13 protein-coding genes are annotated in these 17,038 nt (G+C 59.7%); 1 reads left to right on the top strand and 12 read right to left on the bottom strand.

What is annotated here, in order from left to right:
- Positions 1-9: 9 nt before the first annotated feature.
- From GH660_RS09175 to GH660_RS09120, 12 genes are all read right to left on the bottom strand, one after another.
- Positions 10-1,800, bottom strand: a complete 1,791-nt coding sequence (locus tag GH660_RS09175) for a tetratricopeptide repeat protein (RefSeq protein ID WP_153146361.1) — start codon at positions 1,798-1,800, stop codon at positions 10-12.
- Between the two features lie 7 nt (positions 1,801-1,807).
- Positions 1,808-2,452, bottom strand: a complete 645-nt coding sequence (locus GH660_RS09170) for a hypothetical protein (protein ID WP_153146360.1) — start codon at positions 2,450-2,452, stop codon at positions 1,808-1,810.
- Between the two features lie 34 nt (positions 2,453-2,486).
- Positions 2,487-4,490 carry a hypothetical protein gene (locus GH660_RS09165; RefSeq protein ID WP_228276436.1) on the bottom strand — a complete coding sequence of 668 codons (2,004 nt, stop codon included), beginning with the start codon at positions 4,488-4,490 and terminating at the stop codon, positions 2,487-2,489.
- Between the two features lie 1,388 nt (positions 4,491-5,878).
- A complete protein-coding gene (locus tag GH660_RS09160) occupies positions 5,879-7,297 on the bottom strand; it encodes an ATP-binding protein (RefSeq protein ID WP_153146359.1) in 1,419 nt (472 codons plus the stop codon).
- Positions 7,298-7,300: 3 nt separating this feature from the next.
- Positions 7,301-9,796 (bottom strand): Hsp70 family protein, encoded by a 2,496-nt coding sequence (locus tag GH660_RS09155; protein WP_153146358.1) that lies wholly within the window; start codon positions 9,794-9,796, stop codon positions 7,301-7,303.
- Positions 9,793-10,251 carry a hypothetical protein gene (locus GH660_RS09150; protein WP_228276435.1) on the bottom strand — a complete coding sequence of 153 codons (459 nt, stop codon included), beginning with the start codon at positions 10,249-10,251 and terminating at the stop codon, positions 9,793-9,795. Before GH660_RS09150 ends, GH660_RS09155 begins: the two co-directional genes overlap by 4 nt.
- A 110-nt stretch (positions 10,252-10,361) precedes the next feature.
- Positions 10,362-11,147 carry a hypothetical protein gene (locus GH660_RS09145; protein ID WP_153146357.1) on the bottom strand — a complete coding sequence of 262 codons (786 nt, stop codon included), beginning with the start codon at positions 11,145-11,147 and terminating at the stop codon, positions 10,362-10,364.
- Positions 11,141-12,220 carry a hypothetical protein gene (locus tag GH660_RS09140; RefSeq protein ID WP_228276434.1) on the bottom strand — a complete coding sequence of 360 codons (1,080 nt, stop codon included), beginning with the start codon at positions 12,218-12,220 and terminating at the stop codon, positions 11,141-11,143. Before GH660_RS09140 ends, GH660_RS09145 begins: the two co-directional genes overlap by 7 nt.
- Positions 12,221-12,309: 89 nt before the next feature.
- On the bottom strand, positions 12,310-12,957 hold the full coding sequence (locus GH660_RS18005) for a PD-(D/E)XK nuclease family protein (protein ID WP_228276433.1): 648 nt from the start codon (positions 12,955-12,957) through the stop codon (positions 12,310-12,312).
- Positions 12,855-13,328: a CFI-box-CTERM domain-containing protein gene (locus GH660_RS09130; protein WP_153146355.1), complete on the bottom strand. Its 474-nt coding sequence runs from the start codon at positions 13,326-13,328 to the stop codon at positions 12,855-12,857. Before GH660_RS09130 ends, GH660_RS18005 begins: the two co-directional genes overlap by 103 nt.
- A 7-nt stretch (positions 13,329-13,335) precedes the next feature.
- On the bottom strand, positions 13,336-13,614 hold the full coding sequence (locus tag GH660_RS09125) for a hypothetical protein (RefSeq protein ID WP_153146354.1): 279 nt from the start codon (positions 13,612-13,614) through the stop codon (positions 13,336-13,338).
- On the bottom strand, positions 13,611-14,654 hold the full coding sequence (locus GH660_RS09120) for a PRTRC system protein D (RefSeq protein ID WP_153146353.1): 1,044 nt from the start codon (positions 14,652-14,654) through the stop codon (positions 13,611-13,613). Before GH660_RS09120 ends, GH660_RS09125 begins: the two co-directional genes overlap by 4 nt.
- 1,193 nt (positions 14,655-15,847) lie before the next feature.
- On the opposite strand from GH660_RS09120, the gene GH660_RS09115 reads away from it, so the two are divergent.
- The gene (locus GH660_RS09115; RefSeq protein WP_228276432.1) at positions 15,848-17,038 is read left to right on the top strand and encodes a phage integrase N-terminal domain-containing protein; all 1,191 of its coding nucleotides are present in this window, start codon (positions 15,848-15,850) and stop codon (positions 17,036-17,038) included.

Here is a 17,038-nt window from a genome sequence, read left to right as displayed (position 1 = left end):
CCTGCGACCTTACAGTTCGTTGCGCCGCTTCGAACTCACATTCCCAGCCCCGCGTTGCATCTGGATAGAGCTGCGGTAGGCCACGTCATTTTCGAAGTTCCGGGCGGGCGTTACGCTGACGCTCTCGCTGTTACCAATCGCCAGGAAATAGGAACCTGCGCATAGTCCCGTGAAATGGACGTTGCCACCTGAAGATTGCGCGACATCGACGATGGTGGAACTTCCTGGGTAGCCCCTTCTCAGCTCAACTAAGACCCCCTCGCCAAAGGTCTCCAGCGATATGTCGTAGGTAGATGTGCAATACGGATTCGCAGGCGGCCGAACGTTGGCAGGAGCTGGCAACGGCGCGGGAGCTGGAGCAGGTGGTGGTGCAACCGGAAACTGCGCTACAGGTTCTGGGGGAGGTGGCGCCGCCATCGCCATCTTCGGCAGGACGCCCAGTATGTCGGTCGGGATCGCCCCCAGTTTCAAGGCAGAGTTGGCCGCCTCGATATCGGCTGCTGGTGCTGAGCCGACATTGAATGAGTATCGAATATCTCCTATGCGGAACACGAGGTGGTCAGTGTCCCGATAGACACCTTTGACGATGACACCTTTGATGCCACCCTGTAACTCAACCGGCTCACCGTCGTCAGCATCCGTTTGCAGTGCTTTTCTGGCTGAAATAGCGCCGGCACCGCATGCCATGGACACGCAGTCCGGTTCTGATCCGACAGGGATGTGGTAGCTGTCAGCCGTGGCTTGGATACCGAACGTTCCGTTGTTCAGGGCGTATGCCACAATCGGATTGCCCTCGTAACCCAACGGAGCGAACGTGGTTGGCAAGAAGACCGGAATTTCGACGTTGGCGAGATTCCCTAAGGCAGGTTTCAGGAATTGAGCCACCACCGATGAGTAGTTTGCCGCCAGCGCCGCCCCGACCGCGCTCTTGACGGCTGGAATCTTCTCCTCCCGGTAGGATGTCAGCAGTGTCTGCCTGAGCGTCTTGGGCGCCTTCGAGAACTGGAAGGCCAGCGCAAATGCGTTACTGGCCTTGTCGGAGGCGCTGTTCAAGGCAAATACCTTAGCCAAGCCACCCCAGGCCGATGCCCGGCGCGCACTGCGCATCAGGGCTGCCAAATAGGCCTTTTTGGCGGCAACGGAGTCCCCAACGTTGAACAGAACGTAGCCAAGGTTGTCCGCAATCTCCGGGTCGTACGGATTCAGCTTGTAGGCAGCGAAAAACTCCTTGGCGGCGAGATCGTCGTGACCTTCCTTGTGGTATTGAAGGGCAGTCTTGTTCTTTGCGCGTGAATCCTTGTACACGGCCTTGTCGATAGTCGGCTTCGATGACAAGGCTTCGATGGCAGAGGCTGCATTCTCGATTGCGGTTGCGTCACCCGACTGGCTGGCTTGTAACAAGGCATTGATCAATCGATCCTGTTCGCTGCTGATGTCCGGAATACCAATAGCGTAGACGGACGGTGGTGGCGCCGAGGGAACTGCGTACTGCCTTTGAGATGAGCCACTGTCATTGCGACCACCGGAGGCGAACACAATGACCAAGAAAACGACCACAACCACAATGCCGATGACCCACGTCCCTCCTCCGCTGGAATTGGGCAGCGTGGGTTGCACTGAACTTTGTTGCGCAGTAGCAGAAGAACTGGCGTGAGGAACTGGCCGAGGCTCAGGTGTAGGCTCCGAACGAGGCGCTGGCTCGGTCTTTACAGGCTGCTTTGAGGGCTGAGGAGAAAGGGCACCCGAAATATCGGAAACCAGATCATCCAGCCCGCTGAACCCCTTCTTGTCAGAAGACATCGACCTCTCACATATCCGACCGGCTGGACATCTTGCTCTTTACGATGTCGAGCTTGGCCTTGTGGGACATCGGTCGGGAGAAGACCTTCTTTTCAATCTGAGGCATGACGTTCCCAAGGGGGATGTAGGCCATACGAAGCAATTCAGCGGACGCCTGCTTTGCCTCGGCGAAGTCGTAGGGGAAGTTGTAGCAGTAATTGTGGAAGCCGCTGAACTGGCGTGGCTCATTTGCTATACGGAACCCCGGAGGAGCCTTCCTGGAACGTCTCGGATGGTAGAGATCGACGAAGAAGATGTACCACCCACTGCCAGAGTACGTCACGGCCTCGAAGACATCGACGGTGTTTATCGCACCAATCCGATGGAACATCACCCTCTCGCCATTGGTTGTCTCCAGCCTGGATAGGTAGGATAGTTCGCCAATCGCACCATTGACGGGAATTGGGTTGCGCTCATCCAGCCCGAAGGCACCTTCCCCATCGGGGCGCTCGTCGATGGCCGGGGTGTTCTTCAGCAAAGCCTCCATATCATCGCCGAGAAGCGTGTTCTGGAACTTCTCGTCGTCGACGATTTTCCAGATCATCTGCATGGCTTCCCTGAGGGCCTTGTTGCCCTCTTCTTCCTTGCCGAGTAGCTTGGAAAAGAATCCCATGATTCCTGCTCCCTGGTTTGTTGTCGGTTGTTGTTTAGTCTTCGAGGATGCTGCTCAGCTTGGGATTGCCGGTCTTGAATAGCGTCCGAATCGCGGCCTCCAGAACGTGCGCGTTGTTGGCACCCTGATACGGCAGTGTCAGAACGGCCTTCTTGTCGTTGGTCTTGCCGATACAAAGCGAGCCATTGGCGCTCCAGATTTGCAGCTCAGCCCAAGTCGCCTTGATCTTCTCATCAGCACTGAACAGATGGCTCTTGGTCAGTTCAAAACCGGAATCGTCGAGAACTGCATCGCCAAAGCGATATCGCTCGCCTTCACGCAGGCCACTTACCATGTCGGTCAAGAGCCGAACACCAACCGCCTTCCAGAGCTTGTCGATGAAAGTCGAATAGACGTTTTCTCGGTTGAGCTGGACCCGCGTGACGTTATGCTGGTCGCACCAATAGATGAAGTAGTCGGTACCGGTCGGTACCCCATTGACCGAATTCCGGGTCGCCCCCCAACCGACTCCGGTGACGTCGTCGAGTGCAACTCGGGAGCCCTTCCACTCGACACCGTTCGGTGAAATTTTCAGAGTGTCCTTGAAGACCAGCCCAATCTGGGCCTCGAAGGTGATTTCCCTTACCCAGTCGTCGGCTCGCTTCTGTTCTCTCTGGCGATCCCTGTGGATGTTCGAAATGGCGACCGAATCCTCTTCGAGACGATTAGCCACCTCTGGCAGTTCGGCAAACACATCTTTCAGGAGATGCGTGATCCGCTCTGCCTGATCCAGCATTTGGTGCTCATTGAACAGATCAATCCCGAGGCTTCTCACATCGAGTGCCATACGTCGGCTTTGGTCATGCTCAAGCCCACGCGATTTCATGCTGACCTGTATCGGCTGAGCCACCCGATCCCAGTTGCGGATAACCGAATCGAGCTTGTCGATCAGAGGCGCCACCGCCCTAACCCCACCGCTCGCGCAATTTCTGATCGATCCGATTAGCTTCTCGACGTTCTCAGCCTCGCGATCAAGGAACGAGCGAACACCCAGCTCATAGCTATCGATCAATTCGTCGATCAATAATGGCGCTGCATCCTCCCCCGACACCGTTGCCGTATCAACGACATCAGTCATGACATCAATCATGCGCTTGGTCGGTAGGCGATCAATCGCGTTCTTGATCGAATCCTTGAAGTACCGGCGGCGGTTCGAGACCTCCTCCTCAACGAGTTCAGGAGCTGAGACGAGAGGAAATCCAGCAACAGCACGATCTTCGTTGATGAGCCGGAAGACATCCTCGGCGTCAATCTGGTCGGACTCCGAGGCCAATTGGCAAATCCATGTTGCCCAGTCGTCGGCGTCCATGTCGGCATCGAACAGATCCAGCGCCGCCGCGATCAGGTTCGACTTAACCAGCGGCGACTCATCCTCGGCTACTGACATGAACTTGTCCAGGTCGTGCTTGATGAGCGTGCAGTAGGCTGATGCCCGCTTTGGCGAAATACCCGGAAGCCAGGAAATTTCCACGGAAAGGCGATTGCGCGGATTGGTTAAGTCCGAGCGAGCCTTCGTGCAAAGCTCGTGATCCATCGAAAGGCTACGTTCTTCCGCCTGCTCGACGATCCTTCGACGGTTGTCCCTGGTCGTTACATCCAGGATTGCGAACGCTGTCTTGTGAAGGTCGGTGTTCTCAGGAGCGTCGCGCCGGACCTTGAAGCTTGTGGCCTCGGCTGGACTTGGCCGAGGCGGCGACGATGAGGGTCTTTGAGACTCCTGGCTTACGTTCTTGACCACCAGACCCAGCATCGATACCAATTGCGGGTCTTTGAGCGCCTCGCGAGCTTGATCAAGAACGCCAGGTCCAAACACCAATCTCCGATGCCGACGGATGTCCTCGGCGAAGACGACCAGTTGTTGGCTCGAATGCATGTGCTCGCACAGAGCCATTGAGGTTTCGAGCTGTTCCTGGTTGCTTGGGGCCGCCTTGCATGCGGAGCACTGGGTAAATGCCCCGAACTTCTCAGCTCCGCAATTGAAGCAAATTGCCTTAGTCATTATCGCGATCTCATGAGTTGCCGCGATACACACGAGTTGTACGCCGCAGGCCCGTTCAGGTACTTGTCCTGGGAGCAAGCCAGCTCTATCGAATTTCTGTCGTTTGAAGAAAGTCCAGCCAAAGACGGGCGACTCCCGCTTTGGCTCAGGGCGGCTAGCTGCCGGTTAAGGCACGAGTTGTAGGCTGCCGGACCATTCAGATACTTGTCTTGCGAGCACGCAGCCTCAATTGATTCGTGCTCGGCAGAATTCAGGCCTGATAGGTTTGGTCTGCCGGATTGTCTATTCACCGCCGCAAGCTGATTCGTCAGACATTGGTTGTAAGCGGCTGGGCCGTTGAGGTATTTGTCCTGTGAGCAGGCTGCCTCAATCGATTCCCTCTCAGCCGAACTTAGTGCCGACAAGTTCGGCCTCCGATTCCCTCGGCTGAGCAAGGCGATTTGATTCGTAATGCATCGGTTGTACGCTGCTGGTCCATTGAGGTACTTGTCCTGAGAGCACGCGGCTTCAAGCGATTCCCTTTCGGCGGAGGTCAAGTCTTGCACGCTACTCGCGGAAGACTGTGGTGTCGAAGGTGCTAACGGTGCTGCCGCCACGGAATTTGCTAATGGCGGCGGTGAGGGTTGAACAGCGGCTCGTTGCGCATTCGCACCCGATGATGGTGCGGCCAACGAACTGATGCCTAGTACCTGCCTAACCCACGTGCTTTGAGCTGCGTTCCGTATCTCATCGGCCCTTGCATCAACTTCAGACCGAACGCCTTCCAGCATCCCTCTCCGATAGCGGAAATGACTGCAACGGCTGTTGTAGTCATCGACCATCGCGTTGTACGCTGCGACCTCGTTGCTGCGTGTGTTATCGACAATGCTTTCAATGGCTGAGACGCGATATTTCTCAGTCAGGCAATAGCGAATTTGCTCCCGATTGAAGGACAGGCCGTTCCCCGCCGGCGGTTTCTCACCATTTGAGGAAACAACTGCCGGAGCGGGTGCAGCCGCTGGCGCAGGAGCAGGTGCAGGTGCAGGTGCAGGCGAGGAAGAATAGGACGGCGACGGCGAGTAAGACGTGTTGTTGTTCGACTTGCCAGAGTTTCCGAAGACCCAGATCAAGAAGAGGATGATGCCGCCCCATACGAGCCAATTCTTCCCTCCTGAAGGTTGCTTGCCTGAAGCAATCGGAGTTGGTCTCGATTGTGGCGTGGGCTGCGGCTGTACCGGCTCCGCCTGAACCGAGGGCGGACTAGGGGGCGTTGTTCGGGGTGTTTCCTGGCGGGGCTGTGCAGGTTTGCTGCTTACGTTCCGAACATCGTCCGAAACGTCGGACACCAGCGAATCGAGCCCAGCAAATCCTTTTCCGTCGTTCTTTCTATCTGACATGGCTGACTCACTTCAAACGAACCCGATCTTCCGATGTCCGCCGTCCTCATCCCTGGCAGGGGAAGCTTCAAGCGCCTTAGCCAGACTCTCCTGGTTCAACTTGTCCTTGCCGGATCGTGCGGCGATCCGAGCCCCTTCCCTGACCACGAAGGCGACATCCGATAGGGGACGCCCAGAAAGCTTCTTGGCCAGCGACGACAGGTCGATCTCGCCCTCCTGTGGCAACTGGCCCACCAGGTTTTGAAGTAACGACAGCACTTCGTATTCCGATGCCATATCGACCTTCACGACGTGATCGAACCGGCCTCGTCTCAGAATCGCCGGATCGATCATCTCGATTCGGTTGGTCATCGCGACGATCAGGACCTCGTTCTTGATCGCCTCTGGAATACGGCGAAGGAACTCAGCCACCTCTTCTACCCTGTGGTGGCTTGACCCGGCGCCCATCTGCCGATCTGCGAGGAACGCTTCCATTTCGTCGATGACGAGAACCGATGGCGAGTTTTTGATGGCCTTGTCGAAGACCTCTGCAACCTTCTTGCTCGTCTCGTGAATGAATGGGCTGGCAACACTGGAGGCTTCGATCTGGAAGCTTGGCCAACCCAGATACTCGACGAGGCGTTCAATCGCGAACGTCTTGCCGCAGCCAGGGGGTCCATGAAGAATGATCGCCGAAGGAAATTCGATACCAAGGGCCTTGTAGCGCTCCTTGTTCTCGATGATGTCGATGACGTGCTCAATCAGGAAATTTTCGAGTTCCGGCCTGCCGGCCAATGAGAATGTCTCGGGTACCGGTTCCTTCGGTTCTTCCCCTGGTTGTGCCTTTGCGTCGGCTACCTTCGCCGCAGCACGTGTTCTTCCTGAAGTTGCCGGCGCCGTGAAGCCAGCCCGCTGCACAACTTCACGCAGGTGTTGCTCACCCAACCAGCTAACGAGTGTCCGGAGCCGCCGGAAGGCCGTGACCGAAACCGGCACGCCTCCGGTGATCCAGGAGCCGAATACCACATCGTCGGGAACTCGGGCTGTAAGGCTGTAGGTCGGCAGAAGCCTGGAGAGCTTCTCGACATAGATCGCATCCTGGAAAGGGCTTTCGGGATCGAGTTGCCTCGTGGCAAGAAGGGCATCGGCAAAGGCCAGCGCCTCGTTCTTAGAGTCAGGGGACTTGCAGGCCGTGATCGGAGAAAGAACATGCCCGCTTCCGCAGGACGCCTCGAAGAGGCTATCGCCACCAAAGGAGAACGGTACAAAGACGCCTGGTTCGATGAGCTTCGAGTCAACCCAGTGCTGGTGCAGAGATTCTTTGACCACCAAGGCATGACCGCCACCCTGCGCCTCGAAGATTTGCCAGTCGACGCCCTCATGCAAAACGAGTCGCACCTTTGCCCCATCAGGCAGCGAGAGTCCTACCGGCAACCAAGCATCAAGGGGCATGGATCATCCCCGAACGATATTGGCAGTCGCGAACATCTCGTCTTCCGCAGCCGTGCCAACCTTCATGTTGTCGAGTTCCCAGACGACGCGCCGGAGCTTGTCGATCTCGTCGGCCTTGATCGCTTCCTGTCCGATTGCTACCAGTTCGGCGTGCTTGCGCTTGTCCGGGAAAAGGTATGTTTCCTCGGCAAGGTTCTTAAACCAGTCGACCACGAACCAGTCCTGGCGCCAGAGGATTTCGAAGTTCTTTCCTCTGAGCTGCCCAAGGTGGCTCTCAAAGTCTGAGCTGTTGCTGTCGATGGAACGCTGAGCGGTGCGAGACAGGTTATCGAATGCAGAAACTTCCGTTGGTCTCGCGTATTGGCGAACGCTTTCATTGAAGAAATTGACGCACCGATCCAAGTCGAGCTGTCGAATTTCCTTGATGTGTTCCTTCCTGACCTGCGCCAGCAGCTTTTTGGCTTCGAGAACGCTGTCCATGGCTTGCTTGGCAGTTTCCGGGTCGCTCTCACCGTCCTTAAGGTTGGCGGCCTGGTGGAGCTTCTCCATGGCTTGATCCAACTTCGGGTTGTCGACCTTCTGGGATACGGCCTGGACACGGGACCGAACCGTTTCCGCATCCTCGCGAACCTGCAATGAGGCGCTGGTGTAATCGATCAACCCGCCATCACGCGAATAGAAGTTGTGAGTGCTGTTGAACGTGCCACCGATGCTGGGCACGGTGACAGACAACCAGATGTTGCCGGAGTCGGATGCTTCGTACTCGCAGATCAGGTCAGCACCGGCCGAGATCACGCCGCTTTCGAAGTCGTGGCCACGGATCGTAAAGAGACCAATCGGCCGGTTGTCGGTCACTGGGTCATCAATGTCCCCTTCCCACAGCTTGAAGTTGATGACGCCGTTACTGCCTGCCTTCAAGGATTCACCGGCCTTGTAGGTCTTCTGGCCTTTCTTTGGTAATGAATCACCTTCCTTGACGATGAAGTCGAGCACCGCGCGGCCACCGAGCTTGTCGAGGACCTCGATACCAATGGATGACGAAGACGGAATGCCATCGATGGTGGCAGCCGTTCTGGTGATAACGATCTTGCTGTTCTCCAGCGAGATCGGCCCACCAGTCGAATCGAAGACGAAAATCTTGAAGGTGTTTTCGCCAGGCTTGGAGAGGGTAACTTCGACCGTGGCCCCATCCTTCAAGGCGACGCGGCCTGATGACCACCCGGTGTCCAGGCTATCGACCTGGAAGGCAGCACCAGCCAATGCGGTACCGCCAAGCTTGACGGCGATCTTGGCGCGCGAATCCGGGGTACGGGCGATGTAATTGAACGCCAGATCGAGCCGACCGCCGGCACTGATGGCGCCACGGGTGCTCTTGCGTCCGCGCGTCATCGAATTCCAGTCGATGGATTCCGCGAATACGGCAGCACCTTCGGCAACAGCGGTCATCGGATTCACGTCGGTCGACGGCGCGATGCCAAGCTCGAAGGCCACCTTGTCGCGCAGTGGCTTGTAGTGGGTTGGGCCGCCAACGAAGACTACACGCTCGATGTCGTGCGGTGTCAGACCCGCCTTCTCCATCGTCTCCCGAGCTGCCTGGATCGATTCACTAATCTTGGGCTCGATCAACTCGTCGAGCAAAGAACGCGGGAACGGGATGTCGAGGTACATTTCCTCGCCCGACGCGTCCTTGGCTCCCAGTTCGGTTTCGGACAGGCCAATGACGGCTTCCTCTTTCGAGGACAGCTCAATCTTGGCCTTCTCCGCCGCCCACGTCGCCATCCTGACGAGCGACTTATATTGCGGATTGACGGTGAAATCCTCAGGGAGATCGAAGTTATTCAACAACCAGGGCTTGACTACATTGTCGAGCAGGATGCGGTCGAAGTCGCGTCCGCCGCACATGGCTATGCCGCCGTGGGCCAGCAGATTCACTCTCCCGGCGATGCTTTCGGCGATGGCGATATCCAGTGTTCCGCCGCCGAGGTCATAGACGAGGAACACACCGTCGCCCTTGCGATGGCGCATGACGCTCATCACCGCCGCGACCGGCTCTTGCATCAGAGCGACCTTGCCGAGGCCCGCCGCTTCGGCGGCCGACATGGTGGAGTCCTTCTGCATCTGATTGAAGGCCGCCGGAACAGTGATCACCGTTCCCGTCTCAGGATCGTTGCGGATTTCCTCGGGCAGAAAGCCGAACAGTACCCGCAAAATCTCCGCCGAGCATTCCTCGGGGCGCATCGTCAGGTTGATCGCCGGCAGCTTGATCGGGGTGCTTGTGCCCATCAGGCGCTTGAAGAGCACAGCGGCGTTGTCGGGATTTCGGGCCGAGTTGTTGTAGGCCCGTGCGCCGACGTACTTGTTGCCGCGCTTGTCGATGAAGATCGCGGAAGGCGTGACATCGTGCTGCTCAGGGCTCTTGTAGAGCTTGACGTTCTCGCCGTCGTAGGAGCAGATGGCGCTGTTGGTCGTTCCGAGATCAATCCCTACGTAGTTCTTCATTCTGCTACCTTCCGAAGCATTACCGTTCCTGAGCGTACAAGGCCGTCAGGCCCCATGATGATGGGCTCAACCATCTGATCGACGAGAAGCACGTCATCGGGTCCGAAATCACCAATATTGAGCGCGCTGGCAGCCATGCCTGCGTCGTAGGGGTGACCTTCGATGTTTGCAACGTGAAATCCGGCCTGGCTCAGGCAATCGTCCAGGCGCTTGAGGTAGTAGCGGTATTGGTTGATGTAACGGGTGCCTTCGCCGGCATCAACCTTCGTCAGAAGACGCTGGAAGAGCTTGGTGAAGCGCCAGCTCTCAATTACGAGGTCGAGGAGAGCCTTTTCCAGCCCCTCGGCTGTCGGGTTGCTGCTTTCATCCCCCATTTTCCGTCCCTTGTAGACCGCCTGACGAAGATGCCGCCACGTCTTGTTGTTGGTGCTTTTGCTTTTCGGTGAAAAGCCCACAAATTATGCACTGATGATGTTCCTGGAACAACTTCAGATACTCGCTACAACTAAAGTCATAGTCACGAATTCGCCTTTCTTCACCTGCTCTGGCATCGGTCGTATCTGACTCATCCCTTCACCTGCCCCGGCGCATCGAGTTCATACGCTTGGGCGATGCGGGCCACCAACTCGGCGACAGTGACATCGCCGAGTTGCAGCGCTTTCGGTTCGATCGAGGTATCAGACGCCACCACGGTAAGGAACTGGGTCATGTCATCGCCGATTTTCTTGTCGAGCGGAATGCGCGTCGCGGGCGCCAGCAGTTGCGACAGGCGCAGCACATCGTTGAGATGCTTGCGCACGTCCTTGGCGTCCACCTTGGCGCCCTGCTCTTTCCGCGTGTTGAGGTCTAGCCACGCGATCGCTTTCAACGGAATCAAGCGGTCTTCGCCCACCCACGGCAGACCACCGACTTCACGGCGCCCAGCCATGATGAATGCGTAATAAGACTCGTCCAACAGGATGGCGGACAGGCTGGAGACGGCTTCGTCCAGTGGTATCGGTGTGAGTCGACTGCCTTCGGCCGGCTGCAATCCGTGGGGTGCTCGCGCGAACAGTTCGAGCATCGCCGGGTAGCGGTCATCAGCGGGTTTCTGGAATCGATAGAAGATCGGTTTTCCCGTATCGCTGGCTTGGCGAATCTCGTATCCGCCGGCGTCCACAAACTTCCAGAAGGCCAGGCCGAAGGCTGCGGTCAGCGCCTCGACGTGCAGGACGATATCGAGGTCTTTGGTGGCGCGGAACGCCAGCCCGGCCTCTTCCATGGCCAAGCTGGCGGCCGTGCCACCGATCAGAACGTATTGGTCGGCGTAGTCCGCGAACCAGCCCTGGAAAACATCCAGGCCTCTCACCATGGCAGTTGCCCTTTCAGTTCGTCCAGCGCGAGTTGGATGCGATCATCCGCGTTGTCTTGCAGGCTGAGTGTCAGCGAGAGCGGGTCAACCGTGGCAGCGCCAAGCAACAACGCCGGGCTGTAGCTCCACACCTGCCATTCGCGCGCACCGGCAACAGGTTCGGGCAACGCCTGAAGACCTGCGTCTGTCGCCGTCTTCCATTCCGTGGCGCTTAGGGCGTACACCGGCCACCTGGGCTCGGTCAGCATTGAATAGTGCGCCAGCGCGCTCAAGCCGGCCAATCGGCCCAACTGCTTGACCATGGGGTCTTCAGCAAGCGCCCAGACGGTCCGCTTGACCGGAGTTCGCAACGCAGGTTTTGCCCGCTCCCATGTCTGCTGTGGAGGCTGCTCCATGCGCAGCCAGCGAGACCGGCCCACGGTGTACGCGGCGGCAAGTCCGGCCGCAGTCAGTTCCTTGACCACGCGCGACACGGTCATCGGCGTGTAGCCCAAGGCGACCGCAACCGTCGAAGGTTGCCATTCGGCCTGCCAAGGCTGGTGCAGCAGGGCCGTGATCAGCATGGCCTGCGCGGATGGACTCAGTGCCGACTCCGCCGTTGGCGAGCGCTGCCGGAAGTATTCACGAAGGTCGAGGCCTAAGTCCGGCAAATAGAGTTGATTGCCTGGAACGATGAACGGGATTTTTTGCTCGATCAGCCGTCGACGTTCGTAGGAGGCCAAGGCATCTGTGACGTAAACCGCTGGCTGTCCGGCCAACGCCCTGACCTTGTCCAACCACGTTCGAACCTCGCTGAGAGACTGTTTTTGTTCAGCACGTCCCATTGCCAGCACAATGGAGTGTCCCAGCAGTTCAATCTCCCCGAACTGAAAGGTGTCCCGCAGGAAGTACGGCAACTCGTTTTCTCGCGCCCACGGCTTCACGATGGACGAGGGAATACCCAAGACGTCGTGGAGGTAGTGTCGAACGGCGGTAGCGAGGGCCAACATGGATAAACGACCAAGGTAACCAATATTACGCACGATAACACATGCAATGTTATCGTGCAAAATAAAGTTATCCAATTCCTCCATCCCCTACGCGCACGCTTCGATGATCGGTGATCGACAGCCCTCGGCAAGCAAGTCTTCTTCAGCAGTTCGCACTACAGTCGGGCATACGGTTATTTGTCGCCCGAATTGCAATCCGCCCGGAACGCACAGGCATCGCACGTTTTCAGGGATGAGGACTTGCGAGGCAAAACACCACGTCCCGCGAGAATTTCTTCCCGCCTCCTGACCAACGCAACCACCTGCTCGCCAGTCATCAATTTGACGAAATGCGCGATCGGTAAGGCTCGCCGGGTCGGCGCCTTCACCATCACATACCCGTAGGAGGCCACCGACTGCCCCGTCTGCCCCATCACCGCCATCCTCTGGGCGGACAACTGGATCACGTCCGACAGGAAGGGCTGGTTGCTCCAGCGAGTCTTGAACTCCACCAACACGAGCAGACCGGAGGGCATCCGGTATGCTCGGTCAAGTCTCGCCACCAGTCCGACGGGCGTGGAAATCCGGAACAGTCTTTCCATATAGACCAACTCGGCATCCCGCAGCGCTGCCGGTCGTGAGGCCCGCTCAGCCTGAGCGGCATGGGTCTCAACTGATTGTCTCCGCGCAATGACAAGCGCGAGGCACACGATAGCAACGGCGCAACCGACGCCCCATGTTAGTGCCGACACTTGCCGCCCCCACGCAAGCCTGACCACCACCGAAGCGCCGTCGCTATCGCCCCCAACACCATGCGCATAGGAACTTGCAAGGCAGGCCATCGGCGCAGAACGACGCAGAGGCCGGGCGCCCCGCGATAGTAAAGGCGGATCACCCGGCGTCCCCAAGCGCTGGGTCGTAGCACCTCGTCCCTGAACCGGCGCAGCATCTTTGTCTGCCAAGCCTCGCCGAACACGCAGGTGGCGATGAAACAGCGCCCCTTCCGATCGGCCAGCCCGGAAGCCACCCGTCCTTCCCGATAGAACTGCTCGTGCTCGACCAGCCCGCGCGCCCGGGCTTCCCGCTGCCAGGCCGTGCGCCGGCTGCCATGCATATGCTCGAACATCACCAGCCGTTCGCAGCGGCCCATCTGCGCCAGGTCCGAAGCATTGACCATCCGATCATCCGCTGACTGGAGCGATCGCTTGCCCATGGCCGCCTCACCCGTCGATCGCTGGCGCGAAGATGTCGTTGGTGATGTCGCCATTGCCCTCCTGCGCCCCACTTGCGGAAGGCTGATAGGGCAAGCCGGGCCTCATCCCGGCGAACACACCCTTCTGCGCCAACAAGCCATCGTAGGCCAGCACGCGCAGGCGATTGACCCGTTTCGTGCCCTTGTGAAACTGGATCAGGTCGTCATACAGGCGCGGATGGTCGGCCCGCGCCAGTTCGAAGACGAGACGAATGGGCATGGGGTCCTTTCCGGTTTCGATACTCATTCGACTTCTCCCGGACCATCCTGGCCCCGCTCCTTCCCGGTGGCGGCCATCACGCTGCGCGCGTGGTTCTGCCCCGCCAGTTGAAAGCCCCGCACATTGGCGAACATCGGTTCCCTCACTTCATGGATGCGGTGCTTCGGAAACGCCGCCTTCACCGCCTTGCGGAACAGAAACGCCCCGCCGCCGACCAGGATGATGTTCTGCAGGCTGTGCGGCGCCTCGATCCACTCCTTCATCGTCGAGACGGCTTGCTCGGCGACGGTTTCGGCCAGGGGCAGCAGGCGCTTCATGTCGTAGGGCTTCTGGAAGATCACCGGCTGCTTGCTCGTGCGCAGCGCCAGATCGATCGCGTCGTAGTCCCGGTACGGCGAGCCGATATCCTTGGTGATCTCGGCCGCCAGCAGGCGCAACACATCGGACATGCCGCGGTTGAAGGAGTAGCTCTGCTTCTGCACGAAACGCATACCCCGGGCCACCAGCCAGTCGAAGGTGCGCGAGCCCGGATCAATGATCAGGCTCTGCTCGTTGCCGATGATCGCCATCTTCTGGTGCTCGGAAGCGTAGTGCACCAGCGCCCCTTGCGGCTGGGGCACGGCCAGGGCCTTACCCACGGTCACGGCCTTGCCGCCGCCGATGTCGTGCCGGCCGGTCATGGCCTTCTCCAGCGCCGCCTTCTTGACCGCGAAGAGCGCCACCGGCAGGCCGACCACCAGCAAGTCGATGCGGCTCACCTTCATCATGGAGAGCGCCCCCCGCAGCAGCGCCATGTATTCGGGCGTCTCGGTGTATTCGTCGTGCAACTGCTTAGCACGGAAGGTATCGGCGGCGAGGCTCACGTCTGGCCCGACTTCGTAGAACAGCGGGCCGATGGGGATGCACACCGTCTTCTTGCGCTCGCTCGCCGGCCACGACGGCGAGTCGTCGCTCGACGGATAGGCGACGGACGGGAAACTGGCGCAGCGGATATCGGTACCGGCTGCGGCCGTGACGAACTTGGTGTTGCCGGATCCGACATCCACCGCTCTGACGATCAATTCCATGACAAGGCTCCGAGGCAGGGTTGAGGTCGATCAGCATCGACAGGGCGACCTGATCCCGCCACACGAAATCCCCACTCAAAGAGGCCGATTTCGGCATCGGGCTCGGCCCGCTGTCAGCGAACCGGCGATGCACGGACATTTCGCTGACACTTGAAAGCGTCATCCCCCGGCGGGGCTGCGTGTGTGTCACTACGCTCTCATTCAAATGGCGGGCATCAACCCCATGCGCGGCGGTTGCCGCCGGAGCGGTCCGCGCGCGAGCATCGCCCCGAGTTGCCCCGCTCAGGACCAGAGGCAGAGATTTCCCCCGTCAAGCCCGCCCGCCGCCTCGTTGCCCGCAGCTTTGCGACAATAAATGCGCCTTACCGCACTCTCCCGGGCGTGCAAGTGCCACCCGCAATCCTCCGCAAATCGCCGCGCTTTCGAGCCGCCCGCTTGACCGCCCTACCCGCTTGGCGTCAACTACGGTTTCCCGAGGGCCATCCTGGCCCCGCTCCATCGCGGAGCAAAAGGCGTCGCAGTCGTTACCTGCCCTTGAAGCGCCGGTCTCGAACCGGCAATGCCGTCGCCCTTGAGGCGGCGGTCCCGAGGCCTTTCTCGTAGTGCATGTCCCTGGCTTGGCCAGCGTTTATCGCTTGGCGCTCCCTGAAGCGCACCACGGCCAGCAGAGCACCCGGCCGGCACCCGATGCCGTGTCCCTGTTCCCGCCATCCTTTGAGCACGCGTTCCACGCAGCGCGCGGTCGTGTTTGCCCTGTTGGGCTCCCCGCGCGCCTTCGCTCACACCCTCGACACCGCCCTGGACTTTCGGTCAGGGGCGGACCCATGCGAGTGGATGGCGATACGACTCCAGAACCGATCCACCAGATGGCGCGAGGCCAGACCTCGCCGCCGATGCCCAAGCCACGCCCCAGAGGCCGGCCGGCATCACCACCCCCATGGCTGCAGAAATGCACGGATGGGCCGGATCAACCCGTTTCGTTTTTAAGACCGACCGAGTTGGCGAGCGCGGACGCGCTGGCCGACGAACCCACTGGGTAGGTGCCGCGACGCCGTGGTCGCGCGCGGTACCAAAGTTCTTGACCACTGACCGGCGCGGGCAACGGAATCCGTCCTGCCGGTGGCCTCTATGGATTCCATACGAACATCGGCTCGCCGTTCGGGCGGCGGGCCTCAGACCCAGGAGCCATCGCCATGTCGGACGCAATCCCCAGCAATACCGTTCGCCGTACCTCTCGCCGCCGACTGCAGGACCCCGCCAGCCCCGGGCGTTCGAGCCAGCAGCAACCGGCTCGCCCCCAGGGTTGGGCGGGCAAGACTCCCCAGGAAATCCTCGCCCGCTACCAGCCGGGCAAGGCGCCGCCGCTCAAGGTGCTGGAGGTCCTGATCAAACTCTTCAACACCCAGCATACGGCGCTGGAGAAAACCGTCTCGCACAAGACGCGGCAGGAGCGTGCGCAGTTCTTGCGGCGCTTCTTCCGCGACCTGAAGCAGAAGGCGGGCTTCAAAACCGTGCCGGACCCGCGCAATCTCGGGCAGAAGCACATCCACGCCATGGTGCATGTCTGGCAGCAAGCGCATCTGGCGCCGGCGACGATCCAGACCTACCTGAGCTTCCTGCGGGGGCTGGCGATGTGGATGGGCAAGCACGGCTTCGTGCGCAAGCCGGGCCACTACGGTTTGAGCCTGGAGGAGTACCAGCGCCACGAGTCCGCCCAGCGCGACAAGAGCTGGACCGCCCAAGGGATCGATGCCGAGGCGGTGATCGCCGAGGTATGCAAGTTCGACCTCCGTGTCGGCGCGTCGCTACGGCTGATGTCGGCCCTGGGGCTGCGGCGCAAGGAGTCGGTACAGTTCCGGCCGTTCCAGCATGTCATGCCGTACAGCGAGACCGGGCTGCCAGAGAACCAGCAGCAGGCGGATCGGTATGCCTGGGTCAAGGGCAAGGGCGGCCGGGTGCGCTGGATTCCCCTGGACAGTCCGCTTCATCTGGCAGCGCTGGAGTTTGCCCAGGGCGTGGTCGCCAGTCGCGACGCCCACATGGGTGATCCGCGTCGGGACCTGAAGCGTAACCTGCGGCGGCTGGACTACGTCCTGGAGAAATTCGGCATCACCCTGCGCAAGCGGGGCGCGACAGGTCATGGCCTGCGCCACGAGGTGTTGAATGATGCCTATGAAGACATCACCGGGGTGCCGTCCCCGGTCCGGGGTGGCGGGCCGGTATCACCGGAACTGGATCGAGCGGCGCGGCTGGCGGTGTCGCAGTTGGCGGGGCATGCGCGCGCAAGGGCCGCAGGTGCCTATTGTGGTCAGTCCGCGGTTATGCGCAGAAAGGCACCCCGTTGCCCAGCAGGAGCGGAATCCAGCGGGCCGGACTCAGCATAA

The organism is Dechloromonas sp. H13 (assembly GCF_009469615.1).
Taxonomy (GTDB): Bacteria; Pseudomonadota; Gammaproteobacteria; order Burkholderiales; family Rhodocyclaceae; genus Azonexus.
The sequence above is the reverse complement of the archived record's forward strand: the minus strand, read 5'-3'. Positions and strand labels throughout refer to the sequence as shown.

Excerpts from the sequence above, each read along its gene's own strand:
- GH660_RS09175 (WP_153146361.1), bottom strand. The coding sequence starts at position 1,800 with ATGTCTTCTGACAAGAAGGGGTTCAGCGGGCTGGATGATCTGGTTTCC.
- GH660_RS09170 (WP_153146360.1), bottom strand. The coding sequence starts at position 2,452 with ATGGGATTCTTTTCCAAGCTACTCGGCAAGGAAGAAGAGGGCAACAAG.
- GH660_RS09165 (WP_228276436.1), bottom strand. The coding sequence starts at position 4,490 with ATGACTAAGGCAATTTGCTTCAATTGCGGAGCTGAGAAGTTCGGGGCA.
- GH660_RS09160 (WP_153146359.1), bottom strand. The coding sequence starts at position 7,297 with ATGCCCCTTGATGCTTGGTTGCCGGTAGGACTCTCGCTGCCTGATGGG.
- GH660_RS09155 (WP_153146358.1), bottom strand. The coding sequence starts at position 9,796 with ATGAAGAACTACGTAGGGATTGATCTCGGAACGACCAACAGCGCCATC.
- GH660_RS09145 (WP_153146357.1), bottom strand. The coding sequence starts at position 11,147 with ATGGTGAGAGGCCTGGATGTTTTCCAGGGCTGGTTCGCGGACTACGCC.
- GH660_RS09140 (WP_228276434.1), bottom strand. The coding sequence starts at position 12,220 with ATGGAGGAATTGGATAACTTTATTTTGCACGATAACATTGCATGTGTT.
- GH660_RS18005 (WP_228276433.1), bottom strand. The coding sequence starts at position 12,957 with ATGGCCTGCCTTGCAAGTTCCTATGCGCATGGTGTTGGGGGCGATAGC.
- GH660_RS09130 (WP_153146355.1), bottom strand. The coding sequence starts at position 13,328 with ATGGGCAAGCGATCGCTCCAGTCAGCGGATGATCGGATGGTCAATGCT.
- GH660_RS09125 (WP_153146354.1), bottom strand. The coding sequence starts at position 13,614 with ATGAGTATCGAAACCGGAAAGGACCCCATGCCCATTCGTCTCGTCTTC.
- GH660_RS09120 (WP_153146353.1), bottom strand. The coding sequence starts at position 14,654 with ATGGAATTGATCGTCAGAGCGGTGGATGTCGGATCCGGCAACACCAAG.
- GH660_RS09115 (WP_228276432.1), top strand. The coding sequence starts at position 15,848 with ATGTCGGACGCAATCCCCAGCAATACCGTTCGCCGTACCTCTCGCCGC.